Here is a 22,003-nt window from a genome sequence, read left to right on the forward strand (position 1 = left end):
GGGGTAGCGTCGAACCATGACTCCCGGACGACCTGTTCCTCCTCCCTTGGGCAAGCACCTTACCTTGGGCGATGCCGACTCCAGTTCGGCCGGCGACGGCGTTCGGACGCTTGCGGCCGCTTATGGCGCGACGTCTCCCGGGAGCGGTCTTGTCCCGCTGACCATCGTCCGGCGCGCACCCAAGCCCGACGACGTCGAGATCGAGATCGAATTCTGCGGCCTGTGCCACTCCGATGTTCACTCGACGCGCGGTGAATGGGGAATGCGGAATTATCCGTTGGTCCCGGGACACGAGATCGTGGGCCGGGTCCGCAGCGTGGGCTCCGCGATTCACGACTTCGCACCCGGGGACAGGGTGGGCGTCGGTTGCCTGGTGGACTCCTGCGGCGAGTGTGAGAGCTGCCTTGAGGGACTGGAGCAGTACTGTGAACGCGGGAACGTGGGCACGTACGGGGCGAAGGACGCCCGGAATGGCGATTCCATCACGCAGGGGGGCTATTCAACTTCCGTAGTCGTGGACCGCCGTTTTGTCCTTCGCATTCCCGAAAGCCTGGACCCGGCTGAGGCGGCGCCGCTGCTTTGCGCGGGCATCACTACGTATTCGCCGTTGCGCTACTTCGATGTCGAGGAAGGGGACGTCGTGGGAATCGTCGGGCTCGGCGGGTTGGGCCACATCGCCGTCAAGCTCGCGAAGGTGATGGGCGCGCATGTGGTGGTCTTCACGACGTCGGAGGCCAAGGTCGAAGCGGCACGCGAGTTGGGCGCGGATGGCGTCATTCTTTCGACGGACAGCGACGCCATGGAGGGTGCCGAGCGCACAGTGGACCTCATCATCGATACCGTGGCGGCTCCGCATGACCTGGATCCCTACTTCCGTTCCTTGCGCCTGGACGGTGCCCTCTTCCAGTTGGGCCTTCCTGCCACTGACATGCCGCCGGTCAAGCCGGGCTCGTTGATGCGTCGCCGGCTCGCCTACGTCGGATCGTCGATCGGCGGCATTGCCGAGACCCAGGAAATGCTGGATTTCTGCGCGGAACACGGAGTCGCGAGCGACATCGAAATCGTCACCGCGGACCAGCTCAACGACGCCTACGACCGCATGGTCGCCGGCGACGTGAAATACCGCTTCGTCCTAGATACCAAGACACTCCATACCCCTTCGGAAAAGGCAGACGCATGAGCACCCTGTTTACCAAAATCATCAACGGCGAGATTCCCGGTCGGTTCGTCTGGAAAGACGAGGACGTGGTGGCTTTCCTGACCATTGCTCCGCTCACCGACGGGCATACCTTGGTGGTTCCTCGACAAGAGGTGGATCGTTGGACCGACTCGGATCCGGAGCTCCTTGGCAAGGTCATGTCCGTGGCGCAAACCATTGGACAGGCGCAGGTGAAGGTGTTCGGGGCTCCACGGGCCGGCCTGTCGGTGGTCGGTTTCGAAGTGGAGCACTTCCACGTTCACGTCTTCCCGGCCAACTCGCTGGCCGACTTCGACTTCGGTTCGGTGGACCACCACCCGGACCCCGCGGTACTCGATGCCAACGCGGCGAAGCTCCGCGCCGGACTGGTCGATGCCGGGCACGCGGAATTCGTGCCGGCGGACTGAACCGCTTCGCAGGAGATGCGGCTACGCCGGCGCCAGTGCCTGGTTGAGCGCGGTCCGGATGCGCTTTTCCGAAACCGAGTACGCCGTGCCGAGTTCGACGGCGAAGAGGCTCACCCGGAGCTCCTCGATCATCCAGCGCACGCGTGTTAGTTCCGCCCCTGCCCGACGCCCGGGCAGCAAGGCCGACACGGCGTCGTCGTAGTCGTCCTCCAACGCTTGGACCGCGGACATATTGAGTCCGTCGCGTTGGACGTTGCCGGGGAGCTTCTCAAGGCGCTTCTCGATCGCGGCCAGGTACCTCGGCAGGTGGCTGAGCTGCGCGTAACCCGACTGTGCCACAAAACCGGGATACACGAGTTGTTCCAGCTGGCTCTTCATGTCGTTGAGGGCGCTGATGAGGGAAAGGCTCGTGCTGCCCTTGAGTTGCTTCTCGATGCGTCGGGTGCTCGCCAAAACGCGTTCGACGACGGCGGTCACGGTGAATACCGTATCGATCAGATCCGCCCGGACCAGTTCGTACAGGGCATCGAAGGCCGCTTTGTCCCACGGAAGCTCAGCCGGGACGAGCTTGTCGATGGCTGCGAGAACGCAGTCGGCGATCAACGCTGCCACGGAACCGTGCGGGTTCTGGCTGAACGTGAGCTTCTCGGTGTTGTTCAGGTGCTCGAGGACATAGCGGTCCGGGGAAGGAACCCGCAGCGCGAGAAAACGGATGACACCTCCGCGCATTGCGGCTTCCTGTTCGGTCCGCGTTTGGAAGACACGCAGTGCCACGGACTTGCCTTCGTCCACCAATGCCGGGAAACCGGTGACGTCGTGCCCTTTGACCATGCGGGTCACTTGGCGTTGGATCGTCCCGACGGTCCATTGCGTGAGTCCGGTCTGCTCTGCCAGGAAACCGGCGCCCTGCGGCGCGGGAACGGCTTCGCCGCTGCCCCGGGAAGGCGCGGGTGCCCCTGCGGTCCGCTCCGGCGTCGGGCCCTTGGCGCGGGCGGCCTTCGCGGGCGTTGCGCCGAGCGACTCGGCGATGGCCCGGCGGGTGGCGGGCGCGAGCTGCTCCTGGAGCGCGGCGAGGTCTTTTCCTTCGCCGAGGACCTTTCCACGGCTGTCGACCACTTTGAAACTGACACGGAGGTGGGGAGGCACCGCATCCCAGTTCCAGGAGCCCGGCGGGATGATGTGCCCGCGGAGGCGGCGCAACACCAGTTCGAGGGACGGTTCGAGCTCGTCCGTCGCGGGATCGAAGCCGTCCTCCAGGGCTGCGGCTGCTTGCCGGGCGACATCGGGTGCTGGAACGAAGTTCTTGCGGACCTGTTTCGGCAAGGACTTGATCAAGGCCGTGACGAGGTCCACTCTTTGGCCGGGAATCTGCCAGCGGAAGGCGGCGTCGTCGAGCTGGTTGAGAAAGAGGACGGGAACCTCGGCGGTGACGCCGTCGGACGGATTCGGTGGGGAACCGGGCGCCACCGGGTGGAACTCGTAGCTCAGTGGCAGTTCGAAACCCTTGTGCAGCCAGGTTTTCGGGTACGCGGAATCGTCCAGGGATTCCGCGTCGTCGCTCATCAGGAGCGATTGGTCGAAATCAAGCAGGGTTGGATCCTGCTGGCGGGCATCCTTCCACCATTTGTCGAAGTGCCGTTCGGAGACCACGTCCTTGCCGATCCGGGCGTCGTAGAACTCGAAAAGGGTGTGGTCGTCCACCAGGATGTCGCGGCGGCGCATCCTGGTTTCCAGCTCTTCGATCTCGTTGAGCAAGGCCCGGTTGCGGTGGAAGAACTTGTGGTGGGTTTTCCAGTCGCCCTCCACGAGGGCATGGCGGATGAAGAGTTCGCGGCACAGTTCGGGGTCGATCCGGCCATAGTTGACTCGGCGGTTCGGGATGATGGGAACGCCGTACAGCGTCACCTTCTCGTGCGCCATGACCGAGCCGCTCCGGGCAGACCAGTGGGGCTCGCTGTAGGAGTGCTTGACGAGCTCCGGAGCGACTTGCTCGGCCCACAGGGGATCGAACTTCGCCGCGATCCTGGCCCACAGCCGGCTGGTTTCCACCAGTTCGGCCGCCATGACGAACGCCGGTGACTTCTTGAAAAGGGCCGAGCCCGGAAAGATCGCGAAGCGGCTGCCGCGGGCTCCGGCATATTCGCGCTTCCGCTCATCCAGCAGGCCGATGTGGCTCAGCAGGCCGGACAGCAAACTAATGTGGATGCCCTCGTTGTTGCCCACGGGATCGGCCTCGCGCTTGTTGTCGATCGTGATGCCGAGCGGCTTGGCGAGTTGGCGCAATTGCTGGAAGAGGTCCTGCCACTCGCGGATGCGGAGGTAGTTGATGAACTCATTCCTGCACAAACGGCGGAATTGGGTGGAGGAGAGTTCGTGCTGCTTCTCCTGGATGTAGTTCCACAAATTCAGGAACCCCGTAAAGTCGGAGTTTTCGTCCCGGAAGCGGGCGTGCTTCTCCGCCGCCAATTGCTGCTTGTCGGTTGGCCGCTCGCGAGGATCCTGGATGGTGAGTGCAGCTGCCAGGATCATGACTTCCTTCACGCAGCCGCGCTTTCCGGCCTCGACGATCATGCGGCCCAAGCGGGGATCGACCGGCAGTTGCGCGAGTTTCTGCCCGACGGCGGTCAGCCCGCCGCCGCTGCCCTGGCCGCCCCTTGCTGCCTGGCCGCCTCGGCGCCCGTTTCCGCCGTCGCCGGCCCGGGGCGCGCCCGCATCACCTGGACGGGCAGCGCTGAGGGCACCGAGCTCGCGCAACAGCATGACGCCGTCGTTGATGGCGCGGGAGTCCGGAGGCTCAACGAACGGAAAGTTCTCGACGTCTTTAGGGCCCCGGGCCACGCCCATTGCCGTCATCTGCAGGATGACGGCGGCCAGGTTGGTCCTGAGGATCTCGGGATCGGTGAATTGCGGGCGGGACTCGAAGTCTTCTTCCGAATAGAGCCGGATGGCGATGCCCTCTGAGACACGGCCACAACGGCCCGAGCGCTGACTTGCCGATGCTTGCGAAACACGTTCAATCGGCAGCCGCTGCACTTTGGTCCGGTGCGAGTATCGGGAAATGCGGGCCGTGCCGGTATCGATGACGTACTTGATGCCGGGAACCGTCAGCGACGTCTCCGCGACGTTGGTGGCGAGGACGATCCTCCTTTTGCCGCCGGGGTTGAAGACCCTGTGCTGCTCCTGCAGGCTCAACCGGGCGAACAGCGGCAGGACTTCGGTGCCGGTCAGCCGCCGATTGGACTGGATCCGGCCGTTAAGCGCCTCCGCGGCGTCCCGGATTTCACGCTCGCCCGAGAAGAAGATCAGGATGTCTCCCGGCGCTTCGAGGGCGAGTTCGTCGACGGCGTCACACACCGCGTCGAGGGGATCGCGGTCTTCCTCGAGTTCGTCGTCGGACGAGTCCTCATCTTCGCCGGTTCCGGCGGACGGTTGCGACAGCGGGCGGTAGCGGATTTCCACCGGGTAGGTCCGGCCGGAGACCTCGATGATCGGCGCCGGCTCCTCTTCGCTGCCGAAATGCTTCGCGAACCGCTCGGGGTCGATTGTGGCCGAGGTGATAATGACCTTCAGGTCCGGCCGCTGCGGCAGGATCCGCTTGAGGTAGCCGAGGATGAAGTCGATGTTGAGGCTTCGCTCGTGTGCCTCGTCGATAATGATGGCGCTGTATTTCCGCAGCAGTTTGTCCCGCTGGATTTCCGCCAGGAGGATGCCGTCGGTCATCAGCTTGATCTTGGTGCCCTTGCTGACCTCGCCGGTGAAGCGGACCTGGAAGCCCACCTCCTGCCCGATCTCCACGCCCATCTCGAAAGCGATGCGTTCGGCAACAGTCCTGGCGGCGAGGCGCCGCGGCTGGGTGTGGCCGATCAAACCCTTGTCTCCCAGGCCGAGTTCAAGGCACATCTTGGGGATCTGGGTGGTCTTGCCGGAACCAGTTTCGCCGGCGATGATGGTCACCTGGTTAGCGGCGATGGCCGCCATCAAGTCCTCGCGGCGCTCGGAGACCGGCAGCTCTGCGGGGTAGGAAATGTGAAGTGTCATGGCTGCTGACAGTCTACTGTGGCGGCGCCTCCGCTTGCAGGACGCGGGTTCCGGCAGCCTTCCCCAACCGCGCGGCCATGGTGCGGGCGTAATCCTTGAATTCCTCCGGGGCGATGATTTCGAAGTCCATGCCCAAGGATGCGAGGTGGGCGGCAGGCTGCGCCAGGCTGTCCCAGCCGGCGCGCAGCAGCGTCGCGTTCCCGCCGTCGTCGCTCAAACTGGCCAGTTGCGGACCCACGACGGCGGCCACCTCGCCGAGCGGCGCGTGCAGGCGGACGACGACGTCATAGCGGTAGGGGGACCGCGTCACGGACCGTTGGACATAATCCGCCAGGTCATTGGCGGGCAGTGGTCGTGGTGAGTATTTCCTGCGTTCCACGGGCAGTGAAGCGATCCGGTCGGCCCGGAAGGTCCGCCAGTCCTCCCTATCAACGTCCCATGCCACCAAGTACCAGCGTCGGCCGGTGTCCACCAAACCGTACGGTTCCACGAGCCGCCGCGCGGTATCGCCGTTGGCCTTGGCGTAATCGAAGCTGAGCTGGCGCTTGTCAGCAATGGCGGCTGAAACAACCGTGAGTTGTTGCGGGTCCACCGACGCTGCATTGCTTGGCAGGTGGTCACGGCAGCTTTCAGCATCGCGAATTTGGGCCGGAGCCGTGAAGGCAGCACTTGCTCGAGTTTGGCGAGTGCGCGTACCGATGCTTCGCCGATGCCGGCAACAGGACCGGCTGCCACGGAGTTCAATCCCAAGGCGACAGCGAGTGCTTCGTTGTCGTCTAGGAGGAGCGGCGGGAGCTGGGCTCCCGCACCCAGCTGGTAGCCGCCTGCGATGCCTGGTGACGCATGGATGGGGTATCCGAGGTTCCGGAGTTTATCGATGTCGCGCCGGACGGTCCGTTCAGTGACTCCCATGCGCTTGGCCAATTCCGGACCCGACCATTCACGCCGGACCTGCAACAAGGAAAGCAATTGCAGCAGCCTGGCGGAAGTTTGAATCATGGATTGAATCTAGCCCACCATCCAGGCTATACGGACAACAATCGTCCTTATTTGAGGGCACCCTTAACGGGCGGCGTTGATCCGGCGGGGCTCGGCGGGCGGCGCTAGAAGACGCGCGCCGTCCAGCACGAGTTGTTGGGCAGTTCCCGCGAGGTCCACGGCTCTGAACGATCGGGAGAAATGTTGCTGCTGCCGCCGCGAAGGACCGCCGAAACGGTGCCTGCGAGCGTCATGAGGAGGACGATGAACACTAAGACTCCGACGATTTCCATGACTCCATCGTGTTCCCGATCCCGCCCACAAAACAGTGGCAGAAATGCCCACTATCGACGATTTTCTGCCACACTGGAATCATGTTGAAAACGGTGGCGATCATAGTTGTTCCCAACTTCTCGATCTTCGAATTCGGGACCGCCTTCGAGGTCTTCGGGATCAACCGGGAAGACCGCGGGACGGGTGTTCCGCGCTTCGAATTCAGGGTGTGCACGCCCGTCCCGGGCGACGTTCCGATGAAGTCCGGCTTGTCCATGCACGTTGACCACGGACTTGCCGCGGCCGACGACGCCGATCTGGTCATCATGGCCCCGTTTGGCCGTGACCAGGACATTCCCGAGCCCGTGTTGGAAGCGTTGAGGGCCGCCCATGCGCGCGGTGCGTGGGTCATGTCGATCTGTTCCGGAGCCTTTGCCCTCGCCCGGGCGGGGTTGTTGGACGGCCGCCGCTGCACGACTCATTGGCATTACTCGCAGGAGCTGGCCAGTCGGTATCCGAAGGTCTGCGTGGATGAAAACGTCCTGTACGTCCAGGACGGAACAATCATCTCGAGCGCCGGGACTGCGGCCGGAATTGACGCTTGCCTGCATCTGGTCCGCATCGAACTGGGTGCCAACGTTGCCGCGGCAATCGCACGTGACATGGTGGTCCCGCCACACCGGGATGGCGGGCAGGCCCAGTTCATCGAACGCCCCATGCCAACGTGCGGGTCCGCGCCCATGGAGGCCTTGCTGCGTTGGATGGTGGAAAACCTTGAGCACGACCACAGCGTCAACGAGTTGGCGGCCCGCATGCACATGTCGGCGCGCACTTTCGCGCGCCGCTTCCGGGCAGAGACGGGAGCCACGCCCGCGGCTTGGCTCAACTCCCAGAGGGTGCTACGGGCACAGGAACTCCTGGAAACCACGGAATTGAACATTGACGAGGTGGCCCGACGCGCGGGCTTCGGGCACTCCGTGCTGTTGAGGCACCACTTTGCCAAGGCCTTGGACACAAGTCCGCAATCGTATCGGCGGGCATTCCGCGGGCAACTGGCCGAGGTCGGCTAGCTGTCCTCAGTCAGTCGGCTGGCGAAAGGCTGAATGCCCGAATCCGTCACCGGTCCAACGTCACCGGCCCAACGTCTCCGTGCCCTCGTTCTTGGCGTTTTCCACGAGGGTGTGCCACGGTCCGGTGATGGAGGCCTCCGGGAGGGTCGCCCGGCGTTGTCCCGCACGGATCGAATACATGAAACGGTCGGCTTGCCCCGCCGGCGCGCCCGCGGAGCCACTCACCGGCGCACTCGCTTGTCCTTCGGACTTTACCGCCTGCAGGCTTCCGGCTTGAGTGCCTTCGGCTGGACTTACCTTCCAGCGCGGGGGCACTGTATCCCACGGGCAGGCCTCCACGATCGGCATCCAGCGGCGCTTGTCTTCCGGACTCGTGGCGACCACAGTCCACACGCGGGTTACCCCCGCGACGCCGCCGCTGCGCTGCACTGTGATCTTCATGTCGCGGCCATCTTCACGTCAGGGTGATCTTCATGTCCGACCGGTTTTCCATGCTCGAGTGGTCTTCGTGGTCGGCAACTTCCGCCAGCCAATAGTGATGGCTAGGCCTTTACCTTGACAGTCTCCCACGCCTTCAGGACGGCGTCATGCTCGGGTGATCCAGCGCCGAACAACTCGACGGCGGACGCGACTGTGGCTTTGGCGAAGCGGGTGAACGTGCAGGTCGCAGGCAGCGAACCGGAGCTCAAAGTGTTGTACCAGATCTGTCCGGCCGATTCCCACGCGTTGCCGCCGAGCTCCAGGGCAAGGACAGCGAAGGCCCGGTTGGGAATGCCGGAATTGATGTGCACTCCGCCGTTGTCCGCCGTCGTCCGTACGTAGGTGTCCATGGAGTCCGGTTGCGGATCCTTTCCGAGGACGGCGTCGTCGTACGCGGTGCCCGGTGCCTTCATGGAGCGCAGCGCCGCACCTTGGACGGCGTCGGTGAAGAGGCCTTCTCCGATGAGCCAACTGGCCTCCGCGGCCGGCTGCTTCCTGGCATATTGCTCCACCAATACCCCGAAGACATCGGACATGGATTCGTTCAACGCACCGGCCTGGTTCCGATAGGCGAGGGCTGCCGTGTACTGCGTGACTCCATGGGCCAGTTCGTGGCCGATGACGCTGAGCGATTTGGTGAATCGCTGGAAGATCTGCCCGTCGCCGTCACCGAACACCATTTGGCTACCGTTCCAGAAAGCGTTGTCATACAACTCGCCGTAGTGGACGGTGGCATCGAGTTTGAGCCCGGCGCCGTCAATGGAGTTCCTCCCGAAGGCCTCGGCATAGAGGCGGTGGGTATCGCCCAGCCCGTCAAACGCTTCGTCGGCGGCGGGATCTTCGGTGGCCGGACCGCTTTCTTTGCGGATGAGCTTGCCGGGCAGGTTCTCGGCGGAGCCGGCGTCGTAGATTGTCCGCTTAGGCAGCCCTGGTTTGGCCTGACGGGCGGTGGGAACCGGTATAGGCACCGGGAGCGCCCGGGCAGCCTGGAGGGACTTGATGTGGACGAGGCCTTCTTTTGCCGCACGGGCAATGGCCCGCAACCGGGGCTCATGCTGTGCCGCCAGCCTGCGCAGCATGTAGGGCGGAACTATGGAGCAGATCATGGAAGACCCTTCCTGCCGTGGACGTAACCGGGTACGAAACAGCCTAGGAGGGGCCCCTGACTTTTTAGCCGGACATCAAAGGTATGTCCGTGAGTGGGGGTGGAGGGGCGCCTGCGGGTGTCGAAAACAAAAAAAGAAACCCTGCCAGTCTAGGAACTGGCAGGGTTTCTCTGGTGCCCTCGATAGGATTCGAACCTACGGCCTTCTGCTCCGGAGGCAGACGCTCTATCCCCTGAGCTACGAGGGCATCCGGGGCTCCCATCCGTTGCCGGTGGGACGTCCATGAGCTTAGCAGCCACCGCGCCGCAATGGAAAACGGCGCTGCGGCGCGCCCTCAGTAGCCCGCGAAAGAGTCCACATGGATCCGCCGGGCGCCCGCGCGTCGTGCGGCTGCCCGGAGCGAGTCCACGTGCGCGGGCGACCCCGAAACGTACACGATCCGCTGTGCCACGTCGGGAACGAATCCCAACAGTGAGTGGGCATCGATCCGTGCCTGGCCGGCGTCGTGCATGAACTCCGGCGGGGCCGATCCGTCCGCAAGCCTGGCGATCACGCGTGCCCCAGAGGCCTCCAGGACGTCGCTCCCGGCGAGTTCGGCGGCACTCCGGGCGAGATACAGCACCACGATGTCGCGGCGAACGGAACTGAGCGACGCGAGTTGCGACAGGAAAGGAGTGATCCCGATTCCGGCGGCAATGAGCAGGACCGGTGCTCCGGCGTCGGGCGGGAGCACGAAGTCACCTCCCACCGCGGTCCCGCGGACGCGCTCGCCGGGCGTGAGCGCCAACAGCGCGCGCTTGGCGGCCGAGACCGGTTCGGCCGTTCCGACGCCGAACGTCACCTCGGGCGAGTCCGTCGCGTTCGTGATGCTGAAGACGCGCCGCCAGCCCTTTCCGTCTGACCGGGAGTGCGGAAGGTCCAGTTCCATGAACTGCCCGGGCAGGAAGCGGACCGGTCGCTTCGGCACGAACCGGAATTCCGTCGTGGAAGGCGTCAGCGGACGCGAGCCCTTGAAAGTCAGCATGACCCCGCGCCGCTGCCCGGCGAGGAACGCGAGGATATTGCCCACGAGCAGGGCGAGCTCCGGCGAGTTCGCCACCCCGCCCAGGTTGTATGGCACCGCGAACAGGACGCCCACGACGACGGCCATCGCCAACTGCTGCCATCGCCGCGGCGGCAGCGTCAACGGCTCGGTCAGCATGAAACCGACGAAGAACAGGAGCGGCTGCTGCGCGAGGGGTTGCCAGATGGCCGACCCCACGTCCACCCCTGTACGAAGCAGCGCGCTTGCCACGATCGCCACCGTCACCACGAGGAATACCCCTGCCATCGGCAGCTTCTTCGTGCGGTACAGCACCAGGGCAACCCCGGGCACCAGGAGCCAGAGCATGGCGGGCGTCGCGGCCCACCACGTGGCGATGTTCAATCCCGTCAGGCTGACAATGAAGGCTCCGGCCGCTGCGGGATTGAAAATATGGCGGCCCCGGTACGCAAGGACGTACTTCGACGCCGACGCCACTACGCAGGCCAAGGCGACTCCGGCGAGATCCGGTACCTGCGCAGAAGGCGCCAGGGTGCTTGGCCAGAAAAGGAAATAGAGGAGCAGGCCCGTGATGAGCGATGACTCCGAATGCGGCTTGACCCGGAACAACAAAGCAACCAGGCGATTGGAGGCGTACGTCAGGCCCAGGCACAGCGCAAGGTGGACGAGCATGTCCGTGACGCCGAACGTGAGCCAGCCCAACACATCCAGCAGCAGGCTATACGCCGCCAGGATCGCAAGGATCCACAGGATGAGCCGGTACATGGTCATTCGGCCAAGCCAGGCGTCCACCCGCGCTTTAGTGGCATTCATGAGAAAAGCGTCCCTTCGAATCCGGCCGAGAAAGCAGCATGTCCATCCGAGTAAACCTTGAGCCAGGAGAAATCGAACTCATCCTCGAGGACGTCCGGCTCCACCATGAAGAGCGCCGTGGCAAGCGCGTCGGCCTCAATCGCCGTGGCAGCCATGGTCCACGTCGCAACAACAGTTTCCACGGGACGGCCCGTGGATCCGTCAAGGACGTGGTGCAAACCGTCGCCCCAGGCCCTGCGGTTGGCCGCCGAGGCGCACAAGGCTCGGTCCCGGAGCTCGACGACGCCAATCGCCCGGGAGGGGTCGTACGGGTGTTCGAGGGCGACCCTGAGCGGTTGCACACCGCGGTGGAGCATGTCGCCGCTCGCATCGACCACAAACCCGGGAATCCCGGCAGAGAGCAAGGCCTCAGCCACAAGGTCAACCAATTGGCCTTTCCCGGCCGCGCCGATATCCAGCACTACCGGTTCGGAGGCGGAGATTTCCCGGCCATCCCAGCGCAAGGCGTCCTCCCAGCGCGGCGCGGGCAGCGGTCCGCCAAGCGGACGCAAGGCGTAGTCCGCGCCATAACCCAATTGTTCAAGGCTTTTGCCGATCAGGGGAGTCATGGCACCTCCGCTCAGGCGATACAGGGTCCTGAACAGCCTTTCGAGGTCGGCAGCCCCTACCGGCAGGGTAATGCTCCCGGCGTCCTGTCCCAGCCGTGCGATCACGGCGTCGTTCCGGAACCGCGAGTAGCTCCGGTCGTAATCCTCCACGACGTCGAGGAGGAGTTGGCGAACCGCGCTGGTGAGCGGTTCCGGCGTCGAAATCTCCCAGCGGGTCCCGATACCGTCGAAGCTGAAGTCACTCCAGCCCGCGTACGGCACGGCGGCTATTTGGCCTCGGACTTGATTTTTTCCACTGCTTTGTTGAAGCCGCCGCTGGTCAGCGAGGAGCCGGCAACCTTCGTGACGTTGATCTCGTCCAGCTTCTTGCCCACGACCTGGGCGGCGATCCCGTCCTTGAATTCACCTTGGTACTTCTGGGTGTTCGGGTTGTCGGCGTGGACGGTAATGTCCACAGCAGAAATCGCGTTGCCGGACAAGGTCAGCTGCACTCCGACTGTTTCGCCGCCGTTGGGCGAGAAGTAATCACCGTCGGCGCTGTACGTGCCGTCCTTGTAAGGGCCGGTGATGGTGGAACCCGATTTGGCGAGGTCGGTAGATCCGGCCTGGGCAGTCGGCGCGCACCCCGCGACCGAGCCGGCGAGGGAAAGTCCGGCGGCGCCGACGAGGAGGCTCTTGCGAAGTGGCGTGGTCATATTTCTGCTCGTTTCAACTGGACAAGAAGTGGGATTGGGCACATGGTCCGGGCTGGACACAGATCACCCCTTAAAACGTCGGACTCAGCGTATCGGTTCAGGCTGTGAGCTCCACCCGCCCAAACTGTGAGCCAGCTGTGTGCAGGCTGTGCCTGCGTGTGCATCATCACGTGCGTCCCGAATTCCTCCACTTGCAAGCCCCACCGGTACGCTAGACGGGTGACTCCCGAAGAACTCTCATCCGCCATATCCGCCTGCCTGAAGGACGCTGTCGCCGCCGGCGAACTCGCCCTTTCCGAATCGGCCCTTCCCGAGGACGTGCGCGTGGAGCGACCCAAGAACAGGGAGCACGGCGACTGGGCCACCAACATTGCGTTGCAATTGGCGAAGCAAGCCGGCACAAACCCGCGCGAATTCGCCTCGATCCTTGCCAAAAGGCTCGAAGCGATCGACGGCGTCGAGTCCGTGGACATCGCCGGTCCGGGATTCCTCAACATCACCGTCGAAGCCGCTGCCGCGGGCGCCCTTGCAAAGGCAATTGTCGAAGCCGGACGCTCCTACGGTACCAACCAGGCGCTCGCAGGCCATGTAGTCAACATGGAGTTCGTCTCGGCCAACCCCACCGGTCCGCTCCACATCGGCCACACGCGCTGGGCTGCCCTGGGTGATTCCATTGCGCGCGTGCTGCGCGCGTCCGGGGCAGATGTCACCGCGGAGTACTACATCAACGACGCAGGCTCGCAGATGAACGTGTTCGCTAACTCCGTCCTGTCCCGCCTCCATGGCCGGGATGTTCCGGAAGGCGGCTACCCCGGCGAGTACATCAGGGAACTCGGAGACGAGGTCCTGAAGGCGCACCCGGCGATCCGGGAGCTGACGGATGAAGCGGCATTGCCCGTGATCCGCGCCGCGGCCTACGAAGCCCAGATGAAGGACATCAAGGCCACTCTGGCAAAGTTCGGCGTGTCCTTCGACGTCTTCTTCTCCGAGCAGGAACTACACGACGCCGGGGCGATCGAATCCGCCGTCGCGCGCCTCCGCGAACAGGGCCACGTGTTCGACGACGAGGGCGCGGTGTGGCTGCGCACCACGGACTTCGGGGACGACAAGGATCGCGTGATGATCCGGGCCAACGGCGAGCCCACGTACTTCGCCGCCGACGCCGCGTACTACCTTTCCAAGAAGGACCGCGGCTTCACCGAGAAGATCTACCTGCTGGGCGCGGACCACCACGGCTACATCAACCGGCTCAAGGCGATTGCCGCGTGCGCGGGCGACGACCCCGAGGTCAACATCGAAGTCCTGATCGGCCAGTTGGTTTCGGTCAACGGTGCCAAGTTGTCCAAGCGTGCGGGCAACATCATTGAGCTCAAGGACCTCATCGATTGGCTCGGGACGGACGCCGTTCGCTATTCGCTGGCCCGCTTCCCGGCAGATTCTCCGTTGACGCTGGATCCGGAACTGTTGAAGAAGAACAGCAACGAGAACCCGGTCTTCTACGTGCAGTACGCGCATGCGCGGTCCCGTGGGACGGCCCGCAACGCGATCGACGCCGGCGTGGACCTCAGTGCATTCGACGCGTCCCTCCTGGACCACGCCACGGAAAACGAGCTGCTGTCCTACCTTGGCAGCTACCCGTCCATCGTGGCGAAGGCCGCGGAGCTCCGCGAACCGCACCGCGTGGCCCGCCACCTCGAGGTCATTGCCGGTGCCTACCACCGCTGGTACGACGCTTGCCGGGTCTCGCCTTTGGGCGACGAGCCGGTACAGGACGTCAACCGCACCCGCCTCTGGCTCAACGAAGCCACCAGCCAGGTTCTCGCCAACGGGCTCGATCTCCTCGGCGTTTCCGCTCCGGAACGGATGTGACCGAAATGCAGGATACGAACAGCACCGCATCGCCGCTCGCTCCCGAATGGCTCGCCGTCCCCGGCGACGTGAACGCGCTCCACGCGCCCCTGTGGGCCGAAGGCGTCAACAGGGACGACGCCGGTGAACTCACCATCGACGGCATCACAGCCAGCGAGCTCAAGGCCCAGTTCGGCACTCCGCTCTTCGTGATGAGCGAGTCCGATTTCCGGTCCCGTGCCCGGGCGTTCAAGGAAGCCTTCGACTCCGCGTTCGAGGACATCTGCGGGGGAGTGGATGTCTACTACGCGGGCAAGTCCTTCCTGTGCACTGCTGTTGCCAGTTGGGTGGCCGACGAAGGCCTGCGCCTGGACACATGCTCCGGCGGGGAACTCGCCGTCGCTGCGCGCGCGGGGATCAAGGGTCCGGACCTCGGACTGCACGGCAACAACAAATCCGACGCCGAGATCAACCGTGCGCTGGACATGAAGCTTGGCCGTATCGTCGTCGACAGCCTTGATGAGCTCGATCGCGTCGCGAAGATCGCCTCAAGCCGCGGCGAGGTTGCCAACGTGATGTTGCGCCTCACACCAGGTGTGCACGCCCACACGCACGAGTTCATTGCCACCGCGCACGAAGACCAGAAGTTCGGCTTGTCCATGGCCGACGACTCCACCGACCAAGCCGGATTGTCCGCCGCGGAGGAAGCGGTTGCGGCCGCGACGTCCTACCCGGGCATCGAGCTTCTCGGGCTCCACTGCCACATCGGTTCCCAGATCTTCGAACCGGACGGATTCGCCTTGGCGGCAGAGAAGCTCCTGGGGTTCCTGGCCCGGATGCAGGAAAAATACTCCATGACATTGCCCGAGCTCGACCTTGGCGGCGGGCACGGGATTGCGTACACCCCGGTGGACACCCCGCGGCCGCCCGCGGAGATCGCCAACGCCCTTGCCGCCGTCGTGCGTTCGAAGTGCGCGGAACTCGGCATCGTGCCGCCGCGCATCTCGATCGAGCCGGGCCGGGCGATCGTGGGCACCAGCACCTTCACCTTGTACGAGGTGGGAACGCTGAAAACCGTGCGCGTGGACGCTCCCGGCGGGACTACGGGGCAGGAGAACGTTACGTTCCCGCGGCGCTATGTGTCGGTGGATGGCGGGATGAGCGACAACGCCCGTCCGGTCCTGTATGACGCGGATTATTCGGCAATTCTGGCCTCCCGCGAGTCTTCAGCGGCTCCGCAGTTGTCCCGAGTAGTGGGCAAACATTGCGAGAGCGGCGACATAGTTGTTAGAGATGTATATCTGCCCGAAGACGTGGCAGCCGGTGATCTGCTCGCTGTACCGGGAACCGGCGCTTATTGCTGGGCCCTCTCAAGCAACTACAACTATCTGGCCAGGCCTGGCGTTGTCGCTGTGCGCAACGGATCCGCCCGGCTGATTGTCCGCGGGGAAACCGAAGAAGATCTGTTGAACCGCGACATGGGAGTGGCGAATGTCTGAAGTGCGAACCCTGAAGGTGGCCCTGCTGGGCTGTGGCAACGTTGGAGCCCAGGTTGCGCGGATTCTGCTTGACGACGCCGACGCCCTCGCCGCCCGCAGCGGCGCCCGGCTTGAACTGACCGGCATTGCTGTGCGCAATATAGACGCCGAACGCGACGTCGAACTCCCGCGGGAGCTGTTCACCACGGACGCAGACACCCTCGCCAAGGACGCCGACCTCGTGATTGAGCTCATGGGCGGCATCGAACCTGCCCGCTCGCTCATCCTGACCGCCATCCAGAACGGCGCCTGCGTGGTCACCGGCAACAAGGCCCTCCTGGCGCAGGATGGTCCGACGCTTTACGAAGAAGCCGACAAGGCCGGGGTCCAGCTTTCGTACGAAGCCGCCGTGGCGGGCGCGATCCCGATCCTGCGGCCCATCCGCGACAGCCTCTCCGGTGACCGCATCACGCGCGTCCTCGGCATCGTCAACGGCACCACCAACTTCATCCTCGACCAAATGGACAGCACCGGCGCACAGTTCGCCGACGCCCTCGCCGAAGCGCAGCGTTTGGGTTACGCGGAAGCCGACCCGACAGCCGACGTCGAAGGCTATGACGCCGCGGCCAAGGCGGCCATCCTTGCCTCCCTGTCCTTCCACTCGCGTTTCGCCCTCGAAGACGTCTACTGCGAAGGCATCACGAAGGTCAGCGCCGAGGACATCGCAGCAGCGAAGGATGCCGGATTCGTCATCAAGCTCCTGGCGATCGCCGAGAAGATCACCAAGGAGAACAACGGCAACGGCGGCGGAGAAGGCATCTCGGTCCGCGTACACCCGACCCTCCTCCCGCGCGAACACCCGCTCGCCGCTGTCCGTGGCGCATTCAACGCTGTTTTCATTGAGGCGGAAAACGCCGGTGAACTGATGTTCTACGGGCAGGGAGCCGGAGGAACCCCGACGGCGTCTGCCGTTCTGGGCGACCTCGTGTCCGCTGCCCGCCGCGTGGTGTTGGGCGGCCCGGGCCGGACCGAAACCACCACAGGGCACGTACCCGCATTGCCGGTTTCGGCGTCGACCACGAGCTACTACGTCGGCCTCGACGTAGCGGACCAGCCGGGCGTGCTCGCCCGGATCGCCCACATTTTCGCCGAACACGGCGTATCCATCGAAATCATGCGCCAGACGATCCACCGAGATGCGGCCTCGAAAAACGAGTCGGCAGAACTGAAGATCGTCACGCACCGCGCATCCGAAGCCGCACTCGCGGCAACCGTCGAGGCCATCAAGGGCCTGGACGTCATCAATTCTGTGACATCCGTCCTGCGGGTAGAAGGGGTCTAAGTGGCTCACCAATGGCGCGGAGTAATCCGCGAATACGCTGATCGTTTGCCGGTAACGGAAGCCACGAAGGTCATTACCCTGGGCGAGGGCGGGACTCCGTTGGTCCACGCCCAAAAGCTCTCCGAGCTGACGGGATCCGCTGTCTACCTCAAGGTAGAAGGCATGAACCCGACCGGTTCTTTCAAGGACCGCGGCATGACCATGGCCATGACGGCCGCCGTCGAGGCCGGCGCCAAGGCAGTTGTGTGCGCTTCGACGGGCAACACCTCGGCGTCCGCCGCCGCCTACGCAACGGCTGCCGGGCTGAAGTGCGCCGTGCTGGTTCCCGAAGGCAAGATCTCCATGGGGAAGCTCAGCCAGGCGATCGCCCACGGCGCCACCTTGCTCCAGGTGGACGGCAACTTCGACAACTGCCTCGACATCGCACGCAAGCTCGGCGATTCCTACCCGGTTTTCCTCGTGAACTCCGTCAACCCTGCACGTATCCAGGGACAGAAGACCGGTGCCTTCGAAATCGTCGATGCTCTCGGCGACGCTCCGGACATCCACGTCCTCCCGGTTGGCAACGCCGGCAACATCAGCGCCTACTGGAAGGGCTACAAGGAATACTCCGCGCCGTTCGAGTCGGCAACCGCGGGCACACTTCCCGCCGTTTCCACCAAGACTCCGGCGATGTGGGGATACCAGGCTGCCGGCGCCGCGCCTTTCGTCGCCGGACACCCCATCACGGAGCCGGACACCATCGCCACGGCGATCCGCATCGGCAACCCGGCTTCCTGGGACACCGCCATCGCAGCGCGTGACGAATCCGGCGGCTTCATCGATTCCGTGACCGACGAGGAAATCCTCAACGCGCACCGCTGGCTCTCCTCCAAGGAAGGCGTCTTCGTGGAACCCGGTTCCGCCGCGGGCGTCGCGGGCCTCATCAAGAAGCACGCTGCAGGTGAGGTACCTGCCGGAAAAACGATCGTCATCACAGTCACCGGGCACGGGCTCAAGGATCCGCAGTGGGCCCTCCGCACCGAGGACGGCAGCGAAGTCCAGCCCGTCAAGGTGCCGAACGATGTCGTCACCGTAGCAGCCGAACTAGGACTGGAAGAAAACTAAGAGTGGAAACCACGCAGCCTACCGCGACCGGACTCGAACTCGTCGCGGCGGGCCAGCAACTTACCGTCAGGGTGCCGGGAACCAGCGCCAACCTGGGCCCCGGCTACGACAGCCTCGGCCTGGCATTGTCGATCTACGACACCCTGACCGTCGAGACGCTTACCACCGGAGAGCTCGAGTTCGAGCTCTCCGGTGAGGGTGCCGACACCCTGCCGCGCGACGCAAGCCACCTCGTGGTCCGCGCCATCAACACCGCTTTGGAACGCCTCGGCTTCCGTCACAACGGGTTGAAGATCACCGCTGACAACGTCAACCCGCACGGTCGGGGGCTCGGCTCCTCTGCGTCTGCCGTCGTCGCGGCGGTGACGGTAGCCAACGCGATGGTTCCCGAGTCCGCGCAGCGTGATCGGGAATGGATCCTGCAGCTCACCAGCGAGATGGAAGGGCACCCGGACAACGTCGCACCGGCGATTTTCGGCGGATTGGCGTTGTCATGGCAGGACAGCGAGCAGTACAGCAGCACGCGCGCTGAAGTGGCACCGTCCGTTATTCCGATCGTCGCCGTGCCGGATTATGAGTTGTCCACCGAAACTGCGCGTGGCTTGCTCCCCGCGTCCATTGGGCACCATGCCGCCGCAATGAACTCCGGACGTGCCGCGCTCCTGATCCACGCACTGACCACCGAGCCTCGGTTCCTGCTTCCCGGTACCGAGGACTACCTCCACCAGAGCTACCGCGCGGAAGCCATGCGGCCCAGCGCGGACCTGATCGGTGCGCTGCGGTCCGCCGGCCACGCCGCCGTCGTTTCCGGTGCCGGACCGACTGTCCTGGCCCTCGCGAATGGTGTCCAGGAAGCCGAAGAAGTCAGCGCATTGATCGCCTCCTTCACGGCGGGCAACACTCCCGACGTTTCTTGGCGCGTGATGACGCTGGCGGTAGACGTTGAAGGTGCTAGAGTGGAGTTGCACCGGCGGTAGAACCGCGGGCAGTTCCCTGACATTGGATTCCGGCTCATGCCGATTCCGTCTTCTACTGTGTCGAAGTCTGCCGGTGTCGTCTCCTTATCGGCCTGTCGCAGGTGCCGCAGAACCCTTTCTGTTTCCTGGACCGTCCGCCCACGCCCCGCCAGCCGGAGCAACGAAGACGCATCAGTATCCGGGCCTGCTGAAACTACACCGGCAAGACCGACAACACACGGCTGCAGATCTGAACTGCAGTCCAGAACAAATCATCGCGTCTAGCTCCAGATCTGGACGCCGTCGAGGGGGAAGGATCCTTCGTGACAGAAACCACTGAGCTGGCTTCAGCTGTGGACACAACATCTTCTGCGGACGAGTCGTCAACGGCCGCAACCGCCAAGAGCAGCGGCCTCGCAGGCCTCAAGCTCGCGCAGCTCCAGGCACTTGCCAGCCAGCTGGGTATTTCGGGGGGATCCCGCATGCGCAAGGGGGACTTGGTTTCGGCCATTTCAGCCCATCGTGCGGGTGCCACAACTACCAAGGCACCGGCCAAGGCTCCCGCAAGGGCTGCGGCCGCCAAATCCGCAGCAGCAACGCCTGCCGCGGAGGCCACCGAGGCTCCGTCCAGCGAAGCCGCTGCGCAGGAAGGCACGCGCCCCCGCACCCGCGGACGCAGCCGTCGCGCGACCAGCGACGGCGTAGTAGCCACCCCGGCCCAGACAGAAACCGCCGAGGCCCCCGCCGCCGTCGAAACTCCCGCAGCTGCTCCGGCCGAGGCAAGCGAAACCGCTACCGAACGCCGCCAGCCCCGCACACGGAACCGTCGTCGTGGTGAAACCGTGGCAGAGGCCGTCGAAACCGGCGAATCCCGCGCTGCCGAGCAGCCGCAGGCCGAACCGAGCCAGGCTGAACAGCCCCAGGCGGAGCCACGCCAGGCTGGACAGCGCCAGGGCGAAGGCCGTCAGGCCGAATCTCGTCAGGCCCAGTCCCGCCAAGGCGAGCAGGCACTCGTCGAAGCGCCGGAACCCGCACAGCGGGAACGCCGCGACAACACGCGTCCGCGCCGCGAAGACGAAGGCGACGAGACAGGCAACCGCCGTAACCGCCGCAACCGTCGCGACCGCAACGAGCGCCCAGGTACGCAGGACAACCGCGACGGAAACACCCGCAGCGACCGTTTCCGCGACCGCAACGAGCGTCGCCGTGGACGCGGCCAGGGCCCCGACGTCGAAGACGTCGAGATCACCGAAGACGACGTCCTGCTGCCCGTCGCCGGCATCCTGGACGTTCTCGAGAACTACGCGTTCATCCGCACCTCGGGCTACCTTCCGGGCGCGAACGACGTCTACGTGTCCCTCGCCCAGGTGAAGAAGTACAACCTTCGCAAGGGTGACGCCGTCGTCGGCGCAATCCGCGCACCGCGGGACGGCGAAGACCGCAACCAGCAGAACTCCCGCCAGAAGTTCAACGCCCTCGTCCGCGTCACGTCGGTGAACGGCAAGACTCCGGAAGAGCTCAGGGACCGCGTTGAATTCGCCAAGCTCGTCCCGCTGTACCCGTCCGAGCGCCTGCGCCTCGAAACGGACCCCAAGAAGATCGGCCCCCGCGTCATCGACCTCGTGGCCCCGATCGGCAAGGGCCAGCGCGGCCTGATCGTCTCCCCGCCCAAGGCCGGCAAGACGCTCATCCTGCAGTCCATCGCCAACGCGATCACCACCAACAACCCTGAGGTGCACCTCATGATGGTGCTGGTTGACGAACGCCCCGAAGAAGTCACGGACATGCAGCGCACCGTCAAGGGCGAGGTCATTGCCTCCACCTTCGACCGTCCTGCCGATGACCACACCACGGTTGCCGAACTTTCCATCGAACGCGCCAAGCGCCTCGTGGAAATGGGCATGGACGTGGTGGTCCTCCTGGACTCCATGACCCGCCTGGGCCGTGCCTACAACCTGGCAGCGCCGGCCTCCGGCCGCATCCTGTCCGGTGGTGTGGACTCCGCAGCCCTCTACCCGCCCAAGCGCTTCTTCGGTGCCGCCCGCAACATCGAAAACGGCGGCTCACTCACCATCCTGGCCACCGCGCTCGTCGAGACCGGCTCCAAGATGGACGAAGTCATCTTCGAAGAGTTCAAGGGCACCGGCAACATGGAACTGCGCCTGTCCCGCCAGCTCGCGGACAAGCGCATCTTCCCGGCCGTGGACGTCAACGCCTCCGGTACGCGCCGCGAAGAGAACCTGCTTTCGGCTGAGGAAGTCAAGATCATGTGGAAGCTGCGCAGGGTCCTCTCCGGCCTTGAAACCCAGCAGAGCCTCGAACTGTTGACCAACAAGATCCGGGAAACCGGGAGCAACGTCGAGTTCCTCATGCAGGTGCAGAAGACGACTCTTGGGGCTAAGTCGGACAACGACAAATAGCTGTTTTAGGGGCGGGGTGTCGGTGAGTTCTCTGCGGCTTGGGCCGCGCGGAATTCCCGCCCCCGCCCCTTCGCGTGGCGGCTCAGGTCCTTTGGACTTGAGCCGCCACGCTCCGGCAGGCCCGATGCCACTCCCGGGGCGGGA

The 22,003-nt window shown here is 64.6% G+C and carries 17 protein-coding genes, 1 tRNA gene and 1 pseudogene; 9 read left to right on the forward strand and 10 right to left on the reverse strand.

Features of this window, described 5'->3' with window-relative positions; all coding sequences use genetic code 11:
* The first annotated feature begins 16 nt into the window (after nt 1-16).
* Together E1809_RS09505 and E1809_RS09510 are read left to right on the forward strand one after the other, a co-directional pair.
* Nucleotides 17-1,180, forward strand: a complete 1,164-nt coding sequence (locus E1809_RS09505; protein ID WP_133203991.1) for an NAD(P)-dependent alcohol dehydrogenase — start codon at nt 17-19, stop codon at nt 1,178-1,180.
* Nucleotides 1,177-1,605, forward strand: a complete 429-nt coding sequence (locus E1809_RS09510) for an HIT family protein (protein WP_133203992.1) — start codon at nt 1,177-1,179, stop codon at nt 1,603-1,605. Before E1809_RS09505 ends, E1809_RS09510 begins: the two co-directional genes overlap by 4 nt.
* A gap of 21 nt (nt 1,606-1,626) precedes the next feature.
* On the opposite strand, the gene hrpA is transcribed toward E1809_RS09510, so the two are convergent.
* From hrpA to E1809_RS26635, 4 genes and pseudogenes are all read right to left on the reverse strand, one after another.
* Entirely contained in the window at nt 1,627-5,643 is a 4,017-nt protein-coding gene (hrpA, locus tag E1809_RS09515; RefSeq protein WP_133203993.1) for an ATP-dependent RNA helicase HrpA, read from the reverse strand.
* 13 nt (nt 5,644-5,656) lie between these two features.
* Nucleotides 5,657-6,235: a WYL domain-containing protein gene (locus E1809_RS27975; RefSeq protein ID WP_235835525.1), complete on the reverse strand. Its 579-nt coding sequence runs from the start codon at nt 6,233-6,235 to the stop codon at nt 5,657-5,659.
* A 281-nt stretch (nt 6,236-6,516) separates the two neighbouring features.
* Nucleotides 6,517-6,642 (reverse strand): annotated as a pseudogene (locus tag E1809_RS27980) (HTH domain-containing protein); the annotation flags it as partial.
* A gap of 104 nt (nt 6,643-6,746) precedes the next feature.
* A complete protein-coding gene (locus E1809_RS26635; RefSeq protein ID WP_165962266.1) occupies nt 6,747-6,914 on the reverse strand; it encodes a hypothetical protein in 168 nt (55 codons plus the stop codon).
* An 81-nt stretch (nt 6,915-6,995) separates the two neighbouring features.
* Here E1809_RS26635 and E1809_RS09525 point away from each other — a divergent pair, with 81 nt between their 5' ends.
* Complete coding sequence (locus tag E1809_RS09525) at nt 6,996-7,964, forward strand: GlxA family transcriptional regulator (protein WP_133203994.1); 969 nt, start codon at nt 6,996-6,998, stop codon at nt 7,962-7,964.
* Between the two features lie 60 nt (nt 7,965-8,024).
* Here E1809_RS09525 and E1809_RS09530 read toward each other — a convergent pair whose 3' ends face one another.
* From E1809_RS09530 to E1809_RS09555, 6 genes are all read right to left on the reverse strand, one after another.
* On the reverse strand, nt 8,025-8,405 hold the full coding sequence (locus E1809_RS09530) for a hypothetical protein (RefSeq protein ID WP_133203995.1): 381 nt from the start codon (nt 8,403-8,405) through the stop codon (nt 8,025-8,027).
* Nucleotides 8,406-8,506: 101 nt separating this feature from the next.
* The gene (locus E1809_RS09535; RefSeq protein ID WP_235835526.1) at nt 8,507-9,550 is read right to left on the reverse strand and encodes a M4 family metallopeptidase; all 1,044 of its coding nucleotides are present in this window, start codon (nt 9,548-9,550) and stop codon (nt 8,507-8,509) included.
* 171 nt (nt 9,551-9,721) lie between these two features.
* Nucleotides 9,722-9,797 (reverse strand) — tRNA-Arg (locus E1809_RS09540).
* An 87-nt stretch (nt 9,798-9,884) separates the two neighbouring features.
* On the reverse strand, nt 9,885-11,405 hold the full coding sequence (locus tag E1809_RS09545; RefSeq protein ID WP_133203996.1) for an FAD-dependent oxidoreductase: 1,521 nt from the start codon (nt 11,403-11,405) through the stop codon (nt 9,885-9,887).
* A complete protein-coding gene (locus tag E1809_RS09550; protein ID WP_133203997.1) occupies nt 11,402-12,274 on the reverse strand; it encodes an FAD:protein FMN transferase in 873 nt (290 codons plus the stop codon). The genes E1809_RS09545 and E1809_RS09550 overlap by 4 nt, the downstream gene beginning before the upstream one ends.
* A gap of 5 nt (nt 12,275-12,279) precedes the next feature.
* The gene (locus E1809_RS09555; protein WP_133203998.1) at nt 12,280-12,708 is read right to left on the reverse strand and encodes an FMN-binding protein; all 429 of its coding nucleotides are present in this window, start codon (nt 12,706-12,708) and stop codon (nt 12,280-12,282) included.
* Between the two features lie 219 nt (nt 12,709-12,927).
* Between E1809_RS09555 and argS the strand changes: the two genes are divergently transcribed.
* The 6 genes from argS to rho all read left to right on the forward strand — a co-directional run bounded on the left by argS (nt 12,928) and on the right by rho (nt 21,859).
* Nucleotides 12,928-14,577, forward strand: a complete 1,650-nt coding sequence (gene argS / locus E1809_RS09560) for an arginine--tRNA ligase (protein WP_133203999.1) — start codon at nt 12,928-12,930, stop codon at nt 14,575-14,577.
* A gap of 5 nt (nt 14,578-14,582) precedes the next feature.
* Entirely contained in the window at nt 14,583-16,055 is a 1,473-nt protein-coding gene (gene lysA, locus E1809_RS09565; RefSeq protein WP_133204046.1) for a diaminopimelate decarboxylase, read from the forward strand.
* A complete protein-coding gene (locus E1809_RS09570) occupies nt 16,048-17,376 on the forward strand; it encodes a homoserine dehydrogenase (RefSeq protein ID WP_133204000.1) in 1,329 nt (442 codons plus the stop codon). The genes lysA and E1809_RS09570 overlap by 8 nt, the downstream gene beginning before the upstream one ends.
* Nucleotides 17,377-18,483, forward strand: coding sequence for a threonine synthase (thrC, locus tag E1809_RS09575; protein WP_133204001.1), 1,107 nt, complete (start codon nt 17,377-17,379; stop codon nt 18,481-18,483). It begins immediately after the preceding gene.
* Nucleotides 18,484-18,485: 2 nt separating this feature from the next.
* A complete protein-coding gene (gene thrB, locus E1809_RS09580; RefSeq protein ID WP_133204002.1) occupies nt 18,486-19,460 on the forward strand; it encodes a homoserine kinase in 975 nt (324 codons plus the stop codon).
* 302 nt (nt 19,461-19,762) lie between these two features.
* Nucleotides 19,763-21,859, forward strand: coding sequence for a transcription termination factor Rho (gene rho, locus E1809_RS09585; protein WP_133204003.1), 2,097 nt, complete (start codon nt 19,763-19,765; stop codon nt 21,857-21,859).
* The last annotated feature ends 144 nt before the right edge of the window (nt 21,860-22,003 follow it).

The sequence above is a fragment of the Arthrobacter terricola genome (assembly GCF_004354015.1).
GTDB lineage: Bacteria > Actinomycetota > Actinomycetes > Actinomycetales > Micrococcaceae > Arthrobacter > Arthrobacter terricola.